Source organism: Acetobacterium sp. (genome assembly GCF_036508315.1).
Lineage (GTDB): Bacteria > Bacillota > Clostridia > Eubacteriales > Eubacteriaceae > Acetobacterium.
Genome location: NZ_DATCHP010000055.1, coordinates 1 through 20696 on the forward strand (window position 1 = coordinate 1; position 20696 = coordinate 20696).

The 20696-nt window shown below is 40.3% G+C and carries 17 protein-coding genes and 3 tRNA genes; 1 reads left to right on the forward strand and 19 read right to left on the reverse strand.

What is annotated here, in order from left to right; translation table 11 throughout:
* The 5 genes from VIK44_RS06680 to VIK44_RS06700 form a co-directional block, all read right to left on the reverse strand.
* Positions 1-1516 (reverse strand): transglycosylase domain-containing protein (locus VIK44_RS06680; protein WP_331553072.1); only part of this gene is annotated, 1516 nt, incomplete at its 3' end.
* A gap of 118 nt (positions 1517-1634) precedes the next feature.
* Positions 1635-3854 carry a diguanylate cyclase gene (locus VIK44_RS06685; RefSeq protein WP_331553073.1) on the reverse strand — a complete coding sequence of 740 codons (2220 nt, stop codon included), beginning with the start codon at positions 3852-3854 and terminating at the stop codon, positions 1635-1637.
* Between the two features lie 458 nt (positions 3855-4312).
* Positions 4313-4993, reverse strand: coding sequence for a RecX family transcriptional regulator (locus VIK44_RS06690; protein WP_331553074.1), 681 nt, complete (start codon positions 4991-4993; stop codon positions 4313-4315).
* 86 nt (positions 4994-5079) lie between these two features.
* Positions 5080-5637, reverse strand: coding sequence for a hypothetical protein (locus tag VIK44_RS06695; protein WP_331553075.1), 558 nt, complete (start codon positions 5635-5637; stop codon positions 5080-5082).
* 189 nt (positions 5638-5826) lie between these two features.
* Positions 5827-7296 carry a M23 family metallopeptidase gene (locus VIK44_RS06700; RefSeq protein ID WP_331553076.1) on the reverse strand — a complete coding sequence of 490 codons (1470 nt, stop codon included), beginning with the start codon at positions 7294-7296 and terminating at the stop codon, positions 5827-5829.
* 141 nt (positions 7297-7437) lie between these two features.
* Between VIK44_RS06700 and VIK44_RS06705 the strand changes: the two genes are divergently transcribed.
* Positions 7438-8760 (forward strand): ATP-binding protein, encoded by a 1323-nt coding sequence (locus VIK44_RS06705; protein WP_331553077.1) that lies wholly within the window; start codon positions 7438-7440, stop codon positions 8758-8760.
* Here VIK44_RS06705 and VIK44_RS06710 read toward each other — a convergent pair whose 3' ends face one another.
* The 14 genes from VIK44_RS06710 to dnaJ all read right to left on the reverse strand — a co-directional run bounded on the left by VIK44_RS06710 (position 8761) and on the right by dnaJ (position 20536).
* Entirely contained in the window at positions 8761-10029 is a 1269-nt protein-coding gene (locus VIK44_RS06710; RefSeq protein ID WP_331553078.1) for an amidase domain-containing protein, read from the reverse strand.
* A 383-nt stretch (positions 10030-10412) separates the two neighbouring features.
* A tRNA-Phe gene (locus VIK44_RS06715) sits at positions 10413-10488 on the reverse strand.
* Between the two features lie 38 nt (positions 10489-10526).
* Positions 10527-10603 (reverse strand) — tRNA-Ile (locus VIK44_RS06720).
* 31 nt (positions 10604-10634) lie between these two features.
* A tRNA-Pro gene (locus VIK44_RS06725) sits at positions 10635-10711 on the reverse strand.
* A 196-nt stretch (positions 10712-10907) separates the two neighbouring features.
* Positions 10908-13289: an HAD-IC family P-type ATPase gene (locus tag VIK44_RS06730; protein ID WP_331553079.1), complete on the reverse strand. Its 2382-nt coding sequence runs from the start codon at positions 13287-13289 to the stop codon at positions 10908-10910.
* 164 nt (positions 13290-13453) lie between these two features.
* Positions 13454-13900 carry a GatB/YqeY domain-containing protein gene (locus VIK44_RS06735; RefSeq protein WP_331553080.1) on the reverse strand — a complete coding sequence of 149 codons (447 nt, stop codon included), beginning with the start codon at positions 13898-13900 and terminating at the stop codon, positions 13454-13456.
* A gap of 11 nt (positions 13901-13911) precedes the next feature.
* Positions 13912-14094: a 30S ribosomal protein S21 gene (rpsU, locus tag VIK44_RS06740; RefSeq protein WP_013379247.1), complete on the reverse strand. Its 183-nt coding sequence runs from the start codon at positions 14092-14094 to the stop codon at positions 13912-13914.
* 107 nt (positions 14095-14201) lie between these two features.
* Positions 14202-14546 (reverse strand): histidine triad nucleotide-binding protein, encoded by a 345-nt coding sequence (locus VIK44_RS06745; protein ID WP_331553081.1) that lies wholly within the window; start codon positions 14544-14546, stop codon positions 14202-14204.
* Between the two features lie 14 nt (positions 14547-14560).
* Positions 14561-15874, reverse strand: coding sequence for a tRNA (N(6)-L-threonylcarbamoyladenosine(37)-C(2))-methylthiotransferase MtaB (mtaB, locus tag VIK44_RS06750; RefSeq protein WP_331553082.1), 1314 nt, complete (start codon positions 15872-15874; stop codon positions 14561-14563).
* Positions 15875-15881: 7 nt separating this feature from the next.
* The gene (locus tag VIK44_RS06755; protein ID WP_331553083.1) at positions 15882-16634 is read right to left on the reverse strand and encodes an RsmE family RNA methyltransferase; all 753 of its coding nucleotides are present in this window, start codon (positions 16632-16634) and stop codon (positions 15882-15884) included.
* A 1-nt stretch (position 16635) separates the two neighbouring features.
* On the reverse strand, positions 16636-17574 hold the full coding sequence (gene prmA / locus VIK44_RS06760) for a 50S ribosomal protein L11 methyltransferase (RefSeq protein ID WP_331553084.1): 939 nt from the start codon (positions 17572-17574) through the stop codon (positions 16636-16638).
* Positions 17575-17822: 248 nt separating this feature from the next.
* A complete protein-coding gene (locus tag VIK44_RS06765; RefSeq protein ID WP_331553085.1) occupies positions 17823-18257 on the reverse strand; it encodes an Rrf2 family transcriptional regulator in 435 nt (144 codons plus the stop codon).
* Positions 18257-19186, reverse strand: a complete 930-nt coding sequence (gene cysK / locus VIK44_RS06770) for a cysteine synthase A (protein ID WP_331553086.1) — start codon at positions 19184-19186, stop codon at positions 18257-18259. The genes VIK44_RS06765 and cysK overlap by 1 nt, the downstream gene beginning before the upstream one ends.
* A gap of 174 nt (positions 19187-19360) precedes the next feature.
* Entirely contained in the window at positions 19361-20536 is a 1176-nt protein-coding gene (gene dnaJ, locus VIK44_RS06775) for a molecular chaperone DnaJ (protein WP_331553087.1), read from the reverse strand.
* Positions 20537-20696: the final 160 nt, after the last annotated feature.

Sequence of the window (20696 nt, forward strand, 5' to 3'; positions counted from 1 at the left end):
CCGCTGACATTTCAAGCGGTTTTATTCCGTAGGTCATCCCTCCAAGAGCTGTTGCAAGGTAATAATCATCGTCTTCAAAGGTTGAGATTCCCATTGTCTGCATAAAGGCAATTGCGTTTGAAGGTCCAATTTTATCAAAGACCTTAACTGAAGGAATATTATAGGAATAGACTAAAGCCTGTCTCACGGTAACATTTCCGTGATAAACTCCGCCGTAGTTCTTAGGGGCGTATCCGCCAAAATCAGTATAGGCATCCAGAATTTTAGTTGCAGATGTTATTAAACCTTTATCTATGGCTGCTGCATAATAGAGGGGTTTAATATTAGACCCCGGCTGTCTCGGGGTATCTGCCATGTCAATCTGGGTATTCCCGCCATAATAGGCTCTGACACTGCCATCTAAATCAGTGGTGACAACACTCCCTGTTTCAGTATCCAGGCCGTTTTTATCCAGGCCGGTTGTCAGACTGTCAATGGCATCTTTCTGATAAACAGAGTTAATGGTAGTATAGATACGGTAACCACCGCTGGCAATGTTTTCTTTAATATAGTTAATTGCCTGCTCCTCGGTGATTCCCCGTTCCTGCATAACAGCTAAAACCTGGGTTTTAGCATATTCATTCAGTCCTTTCCCGATGAATGCTTCATAACCATCCACAATCTGATTATCATTATTGATGGTTTCCGGGTCTCTGATCGTAATTTCTGTGGCTACCGCCGCATCGGATTCTTCCTGGGTGATATATTTTTCTTTGACCATTCGCTGTAATACCTGGCGTTGCCGTTTTTTTGCGGCTTCAAAGTGAGTGTTTGGCGCATAGGCACTTGGTGCCTGGGGCAGCCCGGCAAGCATTGCCGCTTCTGCCAGGTTTACCCCTGAAGCACTCTTATTAAAGTATGCTTTTGCGGCTTCTTCAATCCCGTAAGCGCCGGATCCAAAGTAGTATTCATTAAAATACATCTCCAGGATCTGCTGTTTTGTATATTTTTGTTCCAATTGCAGTGCAATGGAAATTTCCTTTAATTTGCGGGTCAATGACTGATTAAAGGTTTGTTCTGTGGCAATATCCGACAAAAACAATACTCTGGCCAGTTGCTGGGTAATGGTGCTGGCGCCCTCCCCATTGTTTTTATTTATGATATTTGCAAAAAACGCACGGGCAATCCCAAAAAGGTCAATGCCGGAATGATCGTAGAATCGGGAATCCTCAACAGAAATGAGTGCCTGTTGCAGTTGAACCGGAATCTGATCGAGGGTTACATAGGTACGGTTTTTTGTATACAATTCAGCAATCAACACATTATCCTGCGAATAAATTTCTGTTTTTTCTTTAACCTGATATTGATAGTCAGAAATATCCATCTGCTTAGCAGCATAAGCAGTATAAGCAGCCTCAATTGTATAAACAGCCCCAGCACCTATAATTGCCAGGATCAGCAGGACGACTGAAATCTTAATACCAATACGGATTTTTTTCTTCTGGTTTTTCATTTCTTTAGTTTGTTTTCTGCTCATCTTAGCACCTTTTTCTTTTCATATTTTCCAGGATTATTTCTGATGTCTTTTAATTCATTAACGATGGCTCTTTGCTTCGAAACCACCCTAATGGGTGCACATTAAAGCCTCCTATTGATTATTTTACCCAATCTTTTCCTAAAACTTCTTCAATAAATATCCTTGAAATGGTTGGATCAAACTTTGTGCCTGAACATCTTTTTATTTCATTAATGGCTTCTTCTTCACTTAATGCATTGCGAAACATCCAATCACTGGTCATTGCATCAAAAGCTTCTGCAATAGAAATAATCCTTGCCGGCAACAAAATTTCTTCGTCTTTTAGACCTTTCGGATAGCCTTCCCCGTTCCATTGTTCGTGATGTTGCAGAATCTGATCGGCTATTTCCGAAAATTCATTCGCTGAACTCAGTATTCGATATCCTATTTCAGGATGTTTCTTGATTTCATTCCATTCATCCGGAGTTAACTCTCGAGGGTTGTTCAAAATTTCATCCTTAATTCCTATTTTCCCGATATCATGCATCAGACCTGCTGTTCTGATCTGAATGACAGCATCTTTATCAAAATTCATTTTGGCTGCAATCAATTCGCAGATTTCACTCACCCTTATTGAATGCAAATGCTCCCTTTTGCTTTTTTCATAGAGGGTGATCATGATGAGTTCAATTGTTTTTCCTCTGAGGCTGGGACTTTCACAAAGCTTGTTTCGATACATATGCTCTTCCGCTTTTTTAAATATCTCCTGAATATTTTCTTTCTCTTTTTCTTTTGTTGCATATCCAAAGGCAATGGAAATATCACTCCCCCCTACTTTCTCTTTTGAGGACAACGTTTTTATGCGTTTAATAATTTCCTCAGTTTCTCTTCCATTGGTTTTAGGTAAAATAATAACAAACTCATCCCCTCCGTGCCTGGCAAGGATGTCATCAGATCGGCATCCTTTTTTCATCACTTCTGCCGCTTTTTTAATGAGTACATCTCCCACGGCATGTCCAAAAGAATCATTAATGAGTTTCAATCCATTAACATCACCCATGATCAGAGATAACGGCAGGTTTCTTTTTGTATCAAGTCTTTTTAATTCTTCGACGTAAAATCTCCGATTATAGATTCCAGTGAGTTGGTCGTGAAAACTTAAATGAAGGATTTTTCCTTTCTCTTCATTCTGAAAGGCGAGCTCTTTATTGGCGATGATTAATTCAGCGGCCCGTTTTTCCTTCTCTTCGTTTTGAAAGGCGAGTTCTTTATTGGCTATGACTAACTCCGCAGCCCGTTTTTCTTTTTCTTCGTTTTGAAAGGCAAGCTCTTTATTAGCAATGATTAACTCTGTAACCCGTTTTTCTTTCTCTTCGTTTTGAAAGGCGAGTTCTTTATTGGCTATGACTAGCTCCGCAGCCCTGTCTGCCTTTTCTCTGACTTCAAAGGCAAGCTCCTTATCCGCAATGACTAGCTCCGCAGCCCTGTCTGCCTTTTCTCTGACTTCAAAGGCAAGTTCCTTATCCGCAATGACTAGCTCCGCAGCCCTGTCTGCTTTTTCTCCGACTTCAAAGGCAAGCTCCTTATCCGCAATGACTAACTCCGCAGCCCTGTCTGCTTTTTCTCCGACTTCAAAGGCAAGCTCCTTATCCGCAATGGCTAACTCCGCCGCCCGTTGTTTTTTCTCTTCTTTTTCATAGGCAATTTCTTTATTCGCAATGACTAACTCCGCAACCCTTTTTTTGACTAATAGTTCAAGATTATTTTTTAAATAGAGCAGTTCATTTTCAGCTTTTCGTGTAGCAGTAATATCTCTTGCTGTTGCAAAAATGCCGATTGTTTTTCCTGCATCGTCTTTGTATACTGATGCATTATATAAAACAGGGGTTGTGTGTCCATTAATATTCTTGAGTTCAAGTTCATAATCAAAGACCATCCCTTCTCTGAATGCTTGTTGATATCCGGCTTTTGCTTTCCCGGGCTGGGTAAAATAAGCTGAAAATTCTGTCCCAATTAACTTTTCTCTGTGAAGTCCTGTGGCATTTTCCATAGCAGCATTCACATCTGTGACAATACCGTCCGGTGCTATTGTTACAAGGGCGTTTGGGCTTACTTCAATTAAATTACGATTATATTTTGAAATACTTTTCAGCGCTGCATTTTCGGCTTCGGCTTGCTTTATAGCAATCATCAGCTCTGCTATCTGTTTTTCATTTTCCTCTTTTTGAAAGGCGAGCTCTTTATTGGCAATGATTAACTCCTCAGTCCGTTTTTCCTTCGCTTCGTTTTCTTTAAGTCCCGTTTTCATTGACTCTGTTGTCGGCTCCCCCACTGGCTGTTTGTAAATATTGTCACCCATAAAACTGCCCTCCAATTTATTTAGTAACTTTATTAAAGTCTTTTGCTTTTCGTTATGATGCCCATCTAATTCTTGACTTGACTAATTATAAACCACTTCAAGCACCTTGTAATTCAATAAGCAACACGCCACCATTTTTTTATCTTTCTTTATTTACTGTACTACCCCTTTCAGCGAAATATTATCAAGTAGTTTATATTTATATCCGTATAAAAACAGCAGCTTATTTTATCCTTCAGACCATTAGCTTGAACATGCCTCGCAAAAAAAAGAGAAACCCAGAAAGGTTCCTAAAATTCAACGTTATTTATAGCTGGTTCACGGTTTGAAAACGAACCTTGATTTTATACTGTAGAGGTGGGTAGTACCCGCCAGCAGACGTGGGTGTTTGAGCTCAAGGTTAGCAGGCGATTAATAATCGCCCCTACGTTTTTTGAGCTGGCGATTAATAATCGCCTCTACTCTTCTTTCATGTCAGCAATCTTGTTTTTTATGGTTTCATACGGGTATCCCCGACCCATAAGACTTTTGGTAATGCGATATTCCAAGTCTTTTCCTTTGTATCCCTTATTTTTATGGGTTCTTTCGTATTTTTCATAATCCCGGTTAAGCTTATCCATTTCTTTCATCTGTTTTAGTGCAACCTCGTCCTCAGATAATTCTATGGCCGCTTCCTCCAAATCCAGGGTTCGAATGATCCCGGAGATCATATCCGAAGGATATCCCATTCGACTTAGCTTGTCATAAAGTTTTTTGCGTTTTTGCTGGACAGTTTGACCTTTTAACTTTTCAACGTTTTTTTCCGCAAGAGCTTCACAGCATATAAGCTCTTCCGCTCTTGGAAAAAGATCCTCTAAGCTGAGTAATAAATCGTCACTGATACCTCGTCTTCCCAGATCCTGGCGTATTCGTTTAGATCCGTAACGGGTCACCTGGCGATTATATTCCACATAATTTTTAAGATAGATCTCATCATTCACATAGCGATACTCTCGCAGCTTACCCATAACATGATCAATGGTTTCCTCTTCCATGTTTTTTTTCTTAAGATATTCAACCATTTCACTTTCTGTTCTGGCCTTGAAGGATAAATATTTTACTGCCAAATCCATGGCCTTCTGATTTTGATTTACTTTCATTAACTTCCTCCTTAAAAAACAAAATCACCAACATCCATTTGCTGGTGATTTCACATTTTGTCTAAAGATAAAATAACACATTTTCCTTATTTCATCTTTCCTTTAATGGATGATAGTACTGCTGCAAAATCCTTGGTCTCAGACAAAAGAATCGTTTTTTCAGTATAACGAATATTATTGGCATTAGGATAAAGATTCTGATAGGTTTTAATAATGCTTTGTGCCTCTTCAACGGATGACACCGCACCTATTTCCTGATCACTTATTAAAATAATCGCACCATTGGTATAAAGATCAATGTCACTATTAATTAAAACCCGGGTACAAGTTTCAAGATCCATAGGATTTTCAACCCTACCTTCCACAAGTTCAAAACCATTACCAAGAACAATATTATCATTATTGTAACTTCCCCGGAGACTTCCTTCTATACCCTCAACTGCAGTCTTGAAAATTCCTGTTGTTCGAACACAGCCAAGACTTTGACCATTGTAAATAATTTCATAGCCCCGTGTCTGAGCATTCACAACTCCCACCGTCATTATAACAATTATAAGGGTAATGGTTAATATTGTCGTACGCATTTTTTTTCGTTGCCTTATTTTTTTTCTTATTTCCCGTTCGAGTTTTACATCCTCGTGCATATCTTTACCCCTTGTTATTTTTTGTTACATAATGTTTACAATAATATTATCATACTTGTTTTTTCCCGACAAGTTTTTTCTGGAAATTCCATAAAAAAAGATGCCTGATCAAAGGCATCTTCTTTTATAGACATAATAATAATATCTATTCAGATGATAAATCATTGTCATTAAAATTAGATTTAGATCTTATACTCGGTCTCCGGTGTTAACATTAATATAATTTTGGATTGGCTGTGCTATGCCATTCAGTCTTATTTCAAAATGAACATGGTTAGCTGTGGATGATCCTGTGGATCCCATACCACCAATTTTTTGGCCTTGGGTTACTGTTTGACCTGCAGAGACATCTAAACTACTGAAATGTCCATATAAGGTTGAATATCCATTGCCATTATCAATGATGATGCATTTTCCATAACCACCATTCCAATCAGCTGAGATCACCTTTCCTGATACCGAAGCATAAACAGGTGTTCCAGCACTGTTTAAAATATCTACTGCAGCACCAGTGTAGTGATTGCTATAATATCCACCATCATAATTTCGAAAGATTTCTCCAATAAGACCACTGGCTGGAAGCTCAAATTCTGACTGGGGTGTTTCCGCTGCCGCTGCTTTATCTGCCGCTGCTTTATCTGCCGCTGCTTTATCTGCTGCTACTTTATCTGCTGCTACTTTATCTGCTGCTACCTGATCTGCTGCAACTTTATCTGCTGCAACTTTATCTGCTGCAACTTTATCTGCTGCCGCCTGATCTGCTGCAACTTTATCTGCTGCTGCCTGATCTGCCGTTACTTGATCTGCTGCTGGAGTTTCAACTGCTGCAGGTGTTTCTACCGCTGGCGGGGCTTCCACTGCTGGGGTTTCCACTGCCGGGGCTTCAACTGCCGGAGTTTCCACTGCTGGCGTTTCCACTGCCGGGGCTTCCACTGCCGGAGTTTCCACTGCTGGGGTTTCCACTGCCGGGGCTTCCACTGCCGGGGTTTCAACTGCCGGGGTTTCCACTACTGGCGTTTCAACTACTGGCGTTTCAACTACTGGCGTTTCCACTGCCGGGGTTTCTATAAAGCGTGCTTCTTCAAATGGTGTTTCCACTGCTGCAGGTGTTTCCACTGCTGCAGGTGTTTCTGCTGCTGCAGGTGTTTCTGGCGCTGCAGGTGTTTCTGCTGCTGCCGGGGTTATAGCTGTTGTGATCGTTTCCGATTCATTACTGTCTGTTTCAGGCGCTTTTGCCTGGCTTGCTGAATCAGTATCTGAAATGACCTCAACAACCTGTTCAACACTTAGGCGCTCAGTGGCCCTTCCGGGACGCACTTCATAATCGGTATTTTCATCAACAGGGGTTGCAACTTTTCCTTCATCAATCCGACTCAAGGCCATTTTGAAAATTTCAGGATTTTCCACATACCCAATACTGTTTCCTTTATAAATAATCTCATAGGCTTTTGTTTGGGCATCCACAACCCCTGCTCCGGCTAAAACTAAGAAAGCACTAACAACAACTGCAGTACTTCGCATTTTAAAAGACTTGCTGGTGCGACGCTTAGGACTGACATGCGTTTTCTCATGAATTTCAACTTTTTCGGTTGTTTGGTTAAATTGGAACTTCTTTAACCATTCTTTAATTTGCGAGAAATATTTCTCAATATTATTCATGTATTCTCCTTGTTACAGTTTCTTTACAAGAATAATACCACAATAATTTTATTTTTACAAGTTCTTTGTTTTTCTTCTTAAAACAATTTAGTTTTATGTTATAATTTTATAGAAAAATAATTAAACACTGGACGGTGACAAATGAAAGCTATCAAAATAAACCCCTTAACCAGCACAACCCCTTTACAACTTGTTTTTTTTCGCGAAATTAATAATACCCCCTTAGTAAAATGCTTTTCGAAGATCTTAAGTGAATCCGAGAAATCCCCTGATAATAAGCCATCTCCCGAATTAGTCGAGGCTTATTATCATTTAAAATCAATCCTTATACAGGACTATATGGAACCAGAACAATCTCTGGCTAAACACCCGGTCGGAAAATCCATTTGGCAGTATTTTTTACTTAAAAACATTTTTAATGACGTAAACGCACTCACTTTGTTTTGTGAAACCCAGCTTATGGAAACGAATCATCATTTCTATAACAGTATGTTACAGGATGTTAGTATTTTATTACAAATGTTAAATTTCCAATGGGAAATCTTTTTAGATGAATATTCCATAGACTCCGAAAATATTTTAGCAAAAGAAACATCTTTATTAAGTTCACAGAATACCCCCTTAACAGAAGCGATTCAAAAAAATGATCCCAACCAATTTCTTAGTGCATTAAATCACTTTATATATGAAAACGGCCTGGGTATTTTTTTGAATAATGCTTCCTTTAAAGTTAATGCGTCAGGTCAGCTTGTTCCCATTAGCAAAGAAACGAACCAAACCATGGATGATTTAATCGGTAATAACCTTCAAAAAACAGAAATCATTAACAACACTCAGGCTTTAATTGATTATGATCAGGGACTTAATGTATTACTCCAGGGAAGCATGGGCACAGGAAAATCCTCAACTGTTCTCGCACTGCTTCATACCTTTCGTAACACCCGACTAAAAATCATCGAAATAAAAAGAGACCAGCTCTCTCAGATTCCCCATCTTTTTAAGCAACTGGGGGATCGCTCTTACCCATTTATTCTTTTTATTGATGATCTCACCTTTGAAACCAGAGATAATGAATACAAAATTCTCAAGGGAGTCCTGGAAGGATCCCTTGAGAAAAATCCCAGTAATATTCGTATTTATGCCACCTCAAACCGACGACATCTCGTTGAGGAACGTTTTAGCGAACGGGAAGATGCCGTAAACGCCCGGGAAGTTTTAGAAGAAAAGCTTTCTCTCAGCAGTCGTTTTGGCTTGGTACTTACCTATTCCACCCCAAACCAGCAGGAATATCTGTGCATCGTCAAGGAGTTGGCAAAATCTTTTGGTGTAATCATGGATCCATCTGAGCTTGAATCTCGGGCAATTATGTGGGAACGTCGCCATATCAATACCTCTGGCCGTACTGCCGAGCAATTGGTCCATTATTTATTAAGCGAACAAAAACGCCTGGAATTGAAGCATTAATCATTCTTCATTCCAACCCAGTATTTTTATTAATCGCAGATCTGAATAACCATAAGCACTGGCTGGATAATTAATCCGGTCAGTGGTATTGGAATTAACCAGATAGTCTAAAACATTTCCCTGATCATCCATTACCACCTTGGTGATAATCACTGAATGAACCCACTCCCCATTGTTTCCGTATTGAAGAATATCCCCGGCGCAGCCGCTAAAAATATCTTCATCCACCGCTGCAGCTAGTCCATAACCGGTGTTTTCGCTGGCATAGGCATAAAACTCAGGCACCCCTGCCCAGGCAGGACTTCTCCCACTGGAAACCTCATCAATAGCGACGGTTTCACCATACCATTTCCATTGGGTATCAATATCCCCATAATAATCCATGGGAATTCCTCCGGCAACCAAACACTGTGAAATAAAATTATTGCAATTACCGCCATAATCATCATAGGCAGTATAATCATCCTCATTTCGAATCACCTCAACAGGATCAACCCAGGTTATTGCATAGTCAACCGCATCTTTTGAATTATAACTGTTTTCAGCAGAAGTATCTGTTGTTTTTTCATCTGTTCCATTGTACACTTCTTTTGCTGCAGTCAATTTAGCTATTACCGAAGATTCTTTTGCTGTAAGTTCGTCTACCAGTCTTTCTGAATAACCATATTCCTGGATAGTTTCCTGTATCAATATAAAAACATCCTCTTCCTTAGTATGTTCTACAATTGCATAGCCATTAATGCCTTTTTCAAGAAAAAAAGTGTGCTTTATTCCACTGCTTGAAGAATCAACCTCTGAAATAAAAGCAAAATTAACCGTCTGATCTTCTAATACTGTCACTTCTATTAGCCCATCACTTTCAGTAACATCCGTAATGGATAATCCAACCAGATAATTGGTAATATGTAAATCATTGGTCTGATTTAATCTCAAATTAATGAGATAATCTAAAACACTCTGATTAATTTGAGCGTTTTCGCTGGTACTATCTTTAAATAATCCGGTAAGATCCGTGGATTTTAAATCTGCCAATGCATTGGTGTTCACTCTAAAATAGTCAAGAATCGACACAAGGACTTCGGCGTCAGTTTTGTCTTCTCCACTGCGAATAAAAATTTCATGAGCCTTATCTTCTGACTTCTCAGCCTTCACATTTTCACTGAAAGTATTTAATGCCTCCGAAAAGCTTGGGCTATTTCTAAATAATGCCACCATCATTATTAATATCGAAAAAATTATAACAAGGCCAAATACAGCATCTTTTCTCATCTTTCTTTTCTTCGGCTCAATCTCTCTTTGTCTTTCGTCTATTTTTTATTATTATACCTATGTTATCTGAACATCTCGTGAAGAACAAGTGAAAAAACATAAAAAGACATAAAAAAAAACAGCTTTCGCTGTTAACTTCTGTAGTGGTGCCCAAAGGCGGAATTGAACCACCGACACGAGGATTTTCAGTCCTCTACAAATTATATTTACTAATACTAATTCAATTGCTCGTTGCTATTTCAAAAGCATGTGGTAGAAAAGAGTTTGCTTGACTAAGCGATTCACACCAAATCACAGATTTGGGTTCTCTGCTTATGCTTACCTTCCCGAGCTTTTTTGCTTTTTCATAAAAAAAAAACAGCTCTCGCTGTTAACTTCTTTAGTGGTGCCCAAAGGCGGAATTGAACCACCGACACGAGGATTTTCAGTCCTCTGCTCTACCGACTGAGCTATTTGGGCATCCTGTGCTCTATATAAAATTCGAGCCAAAAAAAATATGGTGGGCCTTCAGGGGCTCGAACCCCGGACCTACCGGTTATGAGCCGGTTGCTCTAACCAACTGAGCTAAAGGCCCCAAAAATTACTTTAATTACTTTTTAAAAAAATGGTCGAGGTGAGAGGATTCGAACCTCCGGCCCCATGGTCCCAAACCATGTGCGCTACCAAACTGCGCTACACCTCGATGCAACGTCCTTTATTGTATACTTTTCTGTTGTTCTTGTCAAGCGGTTTTTAACTTTTATATTTTTGCTTTTTTCGAAAAGTTTTTCCCGTTACGACTTGATTATTTTAGCATAGGTAGAGCCATAAATGCAAGTCTTTTTTTTAGGTATGGGTCTTTTTTTTGACTCATACCTAAACCATTAAATTATTATTGTTCAATCCTTCTTTAATACTCTTTTTTCTTTTTTTATCCATTGAAAACAATACCCTTCAATGGCCGAAATCAGCCATGTGAAAGACTTGATTAATGGATAGATAGCCATAGATAGTATAACCAAAATGGCAACCATGACCCCAGTGAATTCGCTTAGCTGTAATAGGAAGAAAAAGTTTTCCAGAAAAACAACAGAAAAAATAAAGCCTGCGGTCATAGCAAAAAATAATCCCCATCGCCCACTGTTCATTGGTTGGCACACTCTGAAAAGAATAATTAAACCGGCTAAGCCCGTAAGGATCACTGCAAGCGTTGAAATTTCCAGTCTGGTCAAAGGAACCAAACCGCCAAGAATCATAATAATAATGACATTAGTCACAATGGCCAGGGCCCCCGGCATGGATTTCATTAAAACAAATGCTAGAAAATTCCCGGTGACTCTGCTTCTATTGGACTCCAGGGCTAAAAAGAAAGCCGGTATTCCAATGGTAAGTGTGCTGATTAACGTAAGCTGTATGGGAACAAAGGGATAGGCTTCATTGGCAATAACAACAATGATCGCCAGCATAAATGAAAAAATAGTCTTTACTAAAAAAAGTGATGCCACGCGCCTGATATTATTAATCACCCGTCTGCCCTCGGCGAGTACCCGGGTTAGACTGGCAAAATTAGAATCCAAAAGCACTAACTGGGCAACCTGACGGGCTGCATCGCTTCCCTGCGCCATGGCAATGCTGCAGTCTGCATCCCGTAGGGCAAGAACATCATTAACGCCATCACCGGTCATTGCCACCGTATGGCCTGCTGCTTTCAGTGCGTTAATTAAAACCCGTTTTTGATTTGGCGTAACCCGTCCAAAAACCGAATAAATTGAAGCCGCCTCTTTTACATCCTCATCTGTAGTCAGTGTTGAAGCGTCAATATAATTATCTGATTCCCAAAGCCCGGCCCGTTTAGCCACCTGGGATACTGTCACTGGGTTGTCTCCGGAAATAACCTTTATGCGAACCCCTTGATTATGAAAATATTGCAGTGTTTTTTTCGCTTCAGGGCGAATCTTATCCCCCATGGGAAGCAGAGCAATGGTTTCGATGTTATCAGGCAATTCATAGTCACCTCTAAACGCGCTGTTAGAATACCCGATCATTAAAACCCGATTTCCCTGACCGGCATATATTTCAACCTTTTCCCGAATACTATGATATTGACTCCCTAGAATATTTTCTGGTGCACCAATCACATAAGTTCCGAATCCTCCAAAATTAGCCCCACTCCATTTCCGTGCTGAAGAAAAGGGAACTATTTTTTCGCAGCGCCATTGAGGTGGTTCACCTTTGAAATAGTCTTTTAAAGCTTTAAAAGTGGCATTGTCATCTTTAAGATTAGCAACCAGAGCCCGTAATCCCTGAACCGGATTCTTTTCATTCTGTAATATTTCCAAAGACAATACTTCCATATTACCTTCAGTGATGGTACCCGTTTTATCCAGACACAGCACGTCTACCCGGGCAAGTGTTTCAATACAATAAAGTTCCTGGACCAGGGTTTGATGATGTCCCAATCGGATAACGCCTACCGCTAAAGCCACACTGGTTAATAAGACTAGACCCTCAGGAATCATTCCAATCAATGCTGCTACTGTGGCAACTACCCCTTCTTCCAGGGTCAGCCCCTGGAGGATAATCTGATTGTACAATAATAAAATCCCAATAGGGACAATACCAATTCCAATAACCTTCATAATCAATCGGAGAGCACGCATTATTTCCGAATTTGGTTCCTTAATAACCTTGGCATCTTCTGCTATTTTTGAAGCGTAATTTTCTAAGCCAACTTTTGTCACTTGAACCGTTGCTTCACCGGAAACCACAAAGCTCCCTGAAAGAAGAGTATCCCCCAGGTGTTTCACAATTGGCTCTGACTCTCCGGTTAATAAGGATTCGTTGACTTCTATTTCACCCCTGATCACAATCCCGTCTGAAGGAATTTGTTTTCCCGGGGTTAAAATCAACACATCATCCAGAACAATGCTTTCAAAATTTATGACCTGTCGAATGCCATCCCTCAGGACAGTGGTCCGGGGCTGAGAAATCAAAGAAAGCTTGTCAATGGTTTTCTTTGCTTTTATTTCCTGAACAATACCGATAATGGTATTAATAATTACAATATTAATAAAAAGAAGGTTCCGATAAGACGCAACAAAAATAATCATACATGCCAGGACAATGTTAAGGATATTGAATAAGGTGAAGATATTATCCTTAATAATGGCGTTCATGGTTTTGGTTTTCGATGGTGGTTGAGAATTAACCTTGCCTTCTTTTATCCTTTCTTCTACCTGGGCCTGGGTTAAACCAAACTCAGGATTGATGGTTTTTTCCATGAGACCTCCCAGAAGTTTATTCGTAATCTAAATTATATCACCGCAATCTTAAATAATCATAGTGCTCACTTGACCAGGAATTCCCGGCTTATTAAATGGTTAGTTTGCTTTTTTTTACGAAAAAAAAGAAGCCTGTCATAACGACAAACCTCTCATTGTACTATTTATGAAATCAGGCTTTCCCTGACAACTTGATTCACAAGTTTTCCATCAGCACGACCTTTAACCTTCGGCATCAGGACACCCATAATTTTACCCATGTCTTTTGCGTCAACCGCTCCAGTTTCTTGAATTGTTTCATTCACAATAACCCTGATTTGATCAGCAGTTAGTTGTGCAGGAAGGTAACTCACTATTACTTCAATCTCTTCGTGAGCTTGCTGGATTAAATCGTCTCTTTGAGCCTTCTCAAACTCAACCAGGCTATCCCGGCATTGCTTAAGTTGTTTAGCAATAATCACAAGGATTTCTTCATCTCCCAATTCAACCATATTATCCTTTTCTACCTGTAAAACAGCAGCCCGGATCATGGTGATGGTGGATTTTCTAATCTTTTCCTTGTTTTTCATTGCAGTTTTTAAATCGGCTTGTAGTTGATCTTTTAATGCCAATTAGTCACATCCTATCTTTTTTTCATCTTTCTTTTTCTAGCTGCTTCTGATTTTCTTTTACGCTTTACGCTTGGCTTTTCGTAATGCTCTCTTTTTCGAATTTCAGACATTACACCCGCCATTGCTGTTTTTCTTTTAAATCTGCGCAATGCACTTTCGAGTGTTTCATTTTCTTTGATTTTTACTTCTGACATTTTTAACCCCCCCCTCTAATCTGTTCATGATTTCTGGAACTATTTTCTGACATGGTATGAGTCAACTTATATTATAAGCAAAATTTTGGTCGCTGTCAATTAATTATTCAACCTGGAGGCCATAAAAGTGGTCTTCCACCTAATAAATGATAATGCAAATGGAGTACTGTCTGATTTCCATCCTTTCCGCAATTATTTACCAGACGAAATCCAGTTTTTGCAATCCCTGTTTTTAATGCAATGCGATTGGCTACAATATGGATATGACTGATAATATCATCTCCTGCCAGTACGGTTAAAATTGAATCATGGTGTTCCTTAGGAATAATGATCACATGTACCGGTGCCTGAGGATTAATATCATTAAACGCCACTACCAGGTCATCTTCATAAATAAAATCAGTTGGAATTTCTTTTCTTGCGATTTTACAAAAAATGCAATCATCGGACATCTTTTTTCCTCCTTTTAAAAATTTTTTCCAGTCAATTTACGTGGGTGTCTTTGAGTATATAATACCCTAAGTTCTAAAATTGTACCATCGATTTTTTCTTTTGTGGTATACAATACCGGAATATAGTTTTCAGTATGTCCTTGGTGAGAATCTCCTTTGGTGTAATGCTCAAAAAGAACTTTGGCCTTAATTCCATCATTCTTTTTTAAAAACTCAATCTCCAGTTCCTGGGAAAGCTCACTCAGACGATGACTCCTGCTTATTTTCTCACTTTCATCTACCTGGTTGGGAAACTCTGCCGCTTTTGTTCCTTTTCTTGGAGAGTATTTAAAGACATGAATTTGATAAAATCCCACCATCCTGCCAAAATCCAGACTTTGATTAAATTCCTCTTGGGTTTCCCCTGGAAATCCTACCATCACATCGGTGGTCAAGGCAGCTAAAGGAAAGCGTTTCCTTATATTTTCTGCAATGGTCAGAAATTCAGCAGAGGTATAACGCCGACCCATTCGCTTAAGTACTGTGTCACTGCCACTTTGAAGTGACAGGTGAAAATGAGGGCAAAAACTTTCAATGGCCAGGAAACGATCCAAACGATCCTCGGTAATAAATTTCGGTTCAAGTGATCCTAAACGAATCCGTACCAGTCCGGGAATCTTATCCAGTTCCTCCATTAAATCAACAAGATCAAATCCATTTTGATCAAGGCCATAAGACGCGATATGTATTCCCGTGAGAATAATTTCCTGGTAACCCGCAGCCACTACCCGACATACCTCTGCGACGACATCTGCCTTAAGACGGCTCCTGATGGGTCCCCGGGCATAAGGCACAATACAATAGGTACAGAACTGATTGCATCCCTCCTGTATTTTAATAAAGGCCCGGGTTTTTCGTTTAACCTCGGAAATCACCAAAGGTTCGAAAACTTTCTCTTCCATTATATCAGAGACAAAATCACGTTGGGTCTGATCTTTTAAATGGGCATCAATATAATTGAGAATTTCCCCTCTGTTTTTAGTGCCGATCATCAAATCAACTTCCGCGATTTTTTCAACTTCTGACCGGGAAGCCTGGACATAACAGCCAACTGCGCAAATCATTGCCTTTGGATTTAGCCGCTTTGCCTTGCGCATCATTTTTCGAGATTTCTGATCTCCTAAATTAGTCACTGTACAGGTGTTGATGACATACACATCCGCAACTTCAGAGAAATCCACAAGATGATAGCCTGCACCCTCGAAAATTTCCATCATGGCTTCACTGTCATAGGTGTTAACCTTGCATCCCAGAGTCATAAAGGCTACATTTTTTTGTTGCACTGTCATATCGAGCTTATCCTTCCCTCCAGAAATTTAATTGGCTTAAAACAACCATCCCAGCGGTTTCAGTCCGTAAAATGCGATTTCCAAGAGAAACACTTTTCACCCCAGCCAACTGGCACATACTAACCTCCGTGGGATCGAAGCCCCCTTCAGGACCAATAATTACCCCAATATCAAGCGGTTTTCTAATCTCCTGCCCCTGACATAAACCTGTAAGCACTTCTTTCAGAGACTGTTTTTTCTCATCCTCATAGGCCAGAAGCAGCAAATCAAAGTGTTTTGCATCCTGAAGAATATCCTTTAATTCACTGAGCTCTCCGATAACCGGAATAATTCCCCGTTTTGACTGCTTCGCCGCTTCATAGGCAATGCGCTGCCAGCGTTCGATTTTTTTATCTTTTTTCTCTTTGATCTGTGAAACAGAGCGTTTAGACTGAAAAGGGACAATACGATTAACCCCCAGCTCCACACTCTTTTGGATAATCACTTCCATTTTAGATCCTTTAGGCAAGCCCTGAAACAGTGTAATACACATATCGGTTGTTTCCCCTTTTGAGAGAGAGGTTTCCGTGATCCTCCCGGCAATGGTTCCATCCCCAGGTGCTTCCAACACAACCCGGAAGTCCAGTCCCATGCCATCACAAACTTCAATGATTTCGCCTTTTTTAAGTCTTAAAACTTTGGTAATGTGTTTAAAATCTTCTCCGTCAATGTTGATTACACGATCATTGATTTGATTGGGGTTAACAAAAAAACGATGCATATTAACCTCTCTTTTGAGCAACCACGCCGACCCATTCACCCATTTGCTGAACATAGAGGATTTTAAAGCCTTCATTTTTAAGGGCAATCAGAACATCGGTGAGTTTTTCAATAATAATCCCGGAAGATATAAAAATACCATTTTCTTTAAGATATGGTTTAATAATTCCTGACAATTCCACAATGGCTTCGGCTAAAATGTTGGCAACAATCACATCCGCGACTTCATCAATAACGTCCAGCAGATTGCCTTCACGAATTTCAATCATACTCCCCAGGTCATTGAGCTCAGCATTTTCTCTGGCAATTTTAACTGCAAGGGTGTCGAAATCCACTGCCACAACTTTTTTTGCCTTAAGTTTTCCTGCAATAAGTGATAAAACGCCGGTACCACAGCCAATATCGAGTACCACATCCCCGGGTTTAATGTATTCTTCCAGTTTAATGGCACAAAGCTGGGTGGTTTCGTGAGTACCCGTACCAAAGGCCATTCCAGGATCAATATTGATGACAACGTCACCCTCGGCTGGTTCATAATCTTCCCAGGTGGGCTTGATGACCATGCTCTTTCCCATTTTTGTAGGTTTATAAAACTTCTTCCAGGAGTTTGCCCAATCGTCCTCTTCAATTTCAGTGATCATCATTTCGCAGTCGCCGGGATTAATGCCAAAGGTCGGCAATGCCTTCACCCGGGTAATGAGTAGATACAGCGCCTCATCGGTGTTGGTAACTTCGCTGAAATATCCTGTGACAATCGAAGCATCCGGATCAATTTCCAAAAGAGACTCATCCACAAAATTCACCTTTGGATCCTGTTGAATCAAGAGTACCTCATGAAGGGTTTGAATCACAACTCCCTGAGCTCCACTTTCATAAAAAGCATTAACCACTGCTTCTTCTGCCTCCAACGTTGTTGTGATTTGAACTTCTTTCCAAAGCATTTCCGCACCTCCTGTTATTTTCTTTTCTAATCTATTATTGTACCCTAACTTCCAACTAAAATATACAGTGAATTTATTGTAAAATTGTAAAATTTAAAAATGCTCTGTTGGCTGAGTCAATTTTGACTCAGCCAACAGAGCATTTTTTTCAAACTTATTAAAGTCCAAATGATCCATTAATTCTTAAGAATCAAAGGATCATTAGTCCCTGATACTCCTTAATTATTTAATCGTCCGCTTGCTCCTACCTAAATGACATACTCGCAACTGCCCTTTTCGTGATATCGCTTGACTAAATCCGCCAGCGTCACATTATCCACTACATTTTCAATAGCGTCCTTAAGTTGCTGCCAGATCTCAATTGTCACACACCGATCTGCACGATCACAGCTATCCGTTACATCCAGGCAGGCCACCGGAGAAAGCTCCCCTTCCATCAACCTTAGAATCATTCCCACCGTGTATTCTTCCGGTCGCCTTGTGAGTTGATAACCACCCTGGGACCCTCGAACACTTCGCACATATCCTGCTCTGGAAATTTGAGTGATAATCTGTTCTAAATATTTTTCCGAAATCTCCTGCCGTTCTGCAATCCGTTTAATGGGAATATATTCCCCGGTATTGTTTAAAGCCAGGTCCAGCATTAAACGCAAGGCATATCTGCCTTTTGTTGAAATCTTCATTAGTTATACAATCCCGTTGAGAGATATCTTTCGCCTGTATCAGGCAAAAGAACGACGATGGTTTTTCCGGCATTTTCAGGTCTTTTTGCCAGCTCTGTTGCTGCAAAAATGGCAGCTCCGGAAGAAATCCCTACCAAAAGCCCTTCTTTTTTGGCCACGAGCCGTGATGTCTGGAAGGAATCGTCATTACTTACGGTAATGACTTCATCATAAACTTTGGTGTTTAAAACCCCTGGAATAAACCCTGCGCCAATTCCCTGTATCTTATGAGGACCTGGTTTCCCGCCAGAAAGCACTGGCGAATCTTTAGGCTCAACAGCGATGATTTTTACCCCAGGTCTTTTTTCTTTAAGCACTTCTCCAACACCGGTAATGGTACCCCCGGTACCAATGCCTGCTACAAAAAAATCAACTTGTCCGTCTGTATCATTCCAGATTTCAATGGCTGTTGTCTTTCGATGAATTTCCGGGTTTGCAGGATTTTCAAACTGCTGTGGTATATAAGAATTCGGAATTTCTTCTCCTAATTCTTTGGCCTTGGCAATGGCCCCTTTCATGCCGCCGGGACCCGGCGTTAATACCAGCTCAGCACCTAATGCAATCAAAAGGTTTCGACGTTCCACACTCATGGTTTCCGGCATGGTTAGAATCAGACGATAACCTCTTGCTGCTGCCACAAAAGCGAGGCCAATCCCGGTATTACCGCTGGTCGGCTCGATGATCACTGTGCCATACTTGATTTTGCCTGATTTTTCTCCATCCTCGATCATGGCCAGACCAATACGATCTTTAACAGAGGACAATGGGTTGAAATATTCAAGTTTTGCTAATATTGTTGCGTTCAGATCTAAGCTCTTTTCATAATTCGATAATTCTAATAATGGGGTGTTTCCAACTAAATCAGTTAAACTCTTTGCAATTTTTGACATGGTGGTACCTCTCATCTTTCTAAATTCTAATCCATATTAAGTCGATATGAATAACCTAATTTCATTATATGCCTCAGACTTTTTTTTGTCAATATAAAATCAATAATTATTTAGATTATAACCCATATAAGCCAAAAAAAGAATACCTGATTTCTCCGGTATTCTGATTATTAGTCACACGCTTTTTTTTGGTCCTTTTTCTTTTTCTTCAACGCGAACCCGAGCCCAGAAACGTTTCCCTTCAGGATGGGAATCCATTCCTGTAACTTGAGCAAATTGCTGGAGAATTTGTTTCTGTTCATGGGTGAGTTTACGCGGTACTTCAACCTTGATGGTAATGTACTGATCCCCTCTGCCATGGCCATTGACATTGGGAATCCCCTTTCCTTTTAACCGAAAGACTTTGCCATTCTGAGTTCCCTCAGGGACTTTCAGCTTAATCTTAGTATCAATGGTAGGAACCACAATATTGTCGCCCATAGCCGCCTGGGCATAAGTAATGGGTAAATCATAGTAAACATCATCGCCATTTCGTTTAAAGATGGTATCTTCCCGAACCGTGATGTAGACGTAGAGGTCCCCGGTTGATCCATGATTAGGACCAATATTTCCTTCCCCACGGAGTGGCAGGATTGAACCATTATCCACACCTGCCGGAATCTTAATATTAATGGTACGCTCTTTATTCTCAAGGCCTGTTCCATGACATTTATCACAAGGCCGTTCAATGATCGTGCCTTCACCGTGGCATTTATCACATTCCTGGACCTGTTGAATCGTGCCGAATGGCGTTTGCTGTCTGACATAAACCTGTCCTGCCCCTCCGCATTGATCACAGGTTTTAACATCCGAGCCTTTTTGAGCCCCGGATCCCCCGCAAACCGGGCATTCCTCTTTACGTTTAATTTTAATCTTTTTCTCAACACCGAAAACAGCTTCATTAAATGTTAATGTCAAACTGATTTTCATATCAGAACCACGGTTGGAGCGTTGACGCGTTCGCTGACCGCCGCCAAAGCCGCCGCCACCGCCAAAGGAACTGAATATATCGCTGAAGATATCCTCGAATCCACCGCGTCCGCCACCGCCGCTATAACTGTAGCCACCGCCACCGGCACTGGCATCTGTTCCGGCATGACCGAATTGATCATAACCAGCCTTTTTCTCAGGATCACTTAAAATCTCGTAGGCTTCATTGGCTTCTTTAAACTTCTCTTCAGCAGCATTATCCCCTGGATTTTTGTCAGGATGATATTGCATGGCCTTTTTTCGATAGGCTTTTTTTATCTCGTCCGCACTTGAGTTTTTATTAACACCAAGTACCTCGTAATAATCTCTTTTTTCACTCATAAATCTATCTCACCTCTTTTGAATCCTTCTTTAAATAGTCACAACTATAAATTATACCCTTTATAACCTAAGAGTGGAAGTTTTTTTTATATTTGAAACCCTGATTCTAAAATAAAAAGAGTGGCAGCCTCAGCTGCCACTTGTGTACTTAACTTGCACC

Excerpts from the sequence above, each read along its gene's own strand:
- VIK44_RS06685 (WP_331553073.1), bottom strand. The coding sequence starts at position 3,854 with ATGGGTGACAATATTTACAAACAGCCAGTGGGGGAGCCGACAACAGAG.
- VIK44_RS06690 (WP_331553074.1), bottom strand. The coding sequence starts at position 4,993 with ATGAAAGTAAATCAAAATCAGAAGGCCATGGATTTGGCAGTAAAATAT.
- VIK44_RS06695 (WP_331553075.1), bottom strand. The coding sequence starts at position 5,637 with ATGCACGAGGATGTAAAACTCGAACGGGAAATAAGAAAAAAAATAAGG.
- VIK44_RS06700 (WP_331553076.1), bottom strand. The coding sequence starts at position 7,296 with ATGAATAATATTGAGAAATATTTCTCGCAAATTAAAGAATGGTTAAAG.
- VIK44_RS06705 (WP_331553077.1), top strand. The coding sequence starts at position 7,438 with ATGAAAGCTATCAAAATAAACCCCTTAACCAGCACAACCCCTTTACAA.
- VIK44_RS06710 (WP_331553078.1), bottom strand. The coding sequence starts at position 10,029 with ATGAGAAAAGATGCTGTATTTGGCCTTGTTATAATTTTTTCGATATTA.
- VIK44_RS06730 (WP_331553079.1), bottom strand. The coding sequence starts at position 13,289 with ATGGAAAAAACCATCAATCCTGAGTTTGGTTTAACCCAGGCCCAGGTA.
- rpsU (WP_013379247.1), bottom strand. The coding sequence starts at position 14,094 with ATGTCAGAAGTAAAAATCAAAGAAAATGAAACACTCGAAAGTGCATTG.
- VIK44_RS06745 (WP_331553081.1), bottom strand. The coding sequence starts at position 14,546 with ATGTCCGATGATTGCATTTTTTGTAAAATCGCAAGAAAAGAAATTCCA.
- mtaB (WP_331553082.1), bottom strand. The coding sequence starts at position 15,874 with ATGACAGTGCAACAAAAAAATGTAGCCTTTATGACTCTGGGATGCAAG.
- VIK44_RS06755 (WP_331553083.1), bottom strand. The coding sequence starts at position 16,634 with ATGCATCGTTTTTTTGTTAACCCCAATCAAATCAATGATCGTGTAATC.
- prmA (WP_331553084.1), bottom strand. The coding sequence starts at position 17,574 with ATGCTTTGGAAAGAAGTTCAAATCACAACAACGTTGGAGGCAGAAGAA.
- VIK44_RS06765 (WP_331553085.1), bottom strand. The coding sequence starts at position 18,257 with ATGAAGATTTCAACAAAAGGCAGATATGCCTTGCGTTTAATGCTGGAC.
- cysK (WP_331553086.1), bottom strand. The coding sequence starts at position 19,186 with ATGTCAAAAATTGCAAAGAGTTTAACTGATTTAGTTGGAAACACCCCA.
- dnaJ (WP_331553087.1), bottom strand. The coding sequence starts at position 20,536 with ATGAGTGAAAAAAGAGATTATTACGAGGTACTTGGTGTTAATAAAAAC.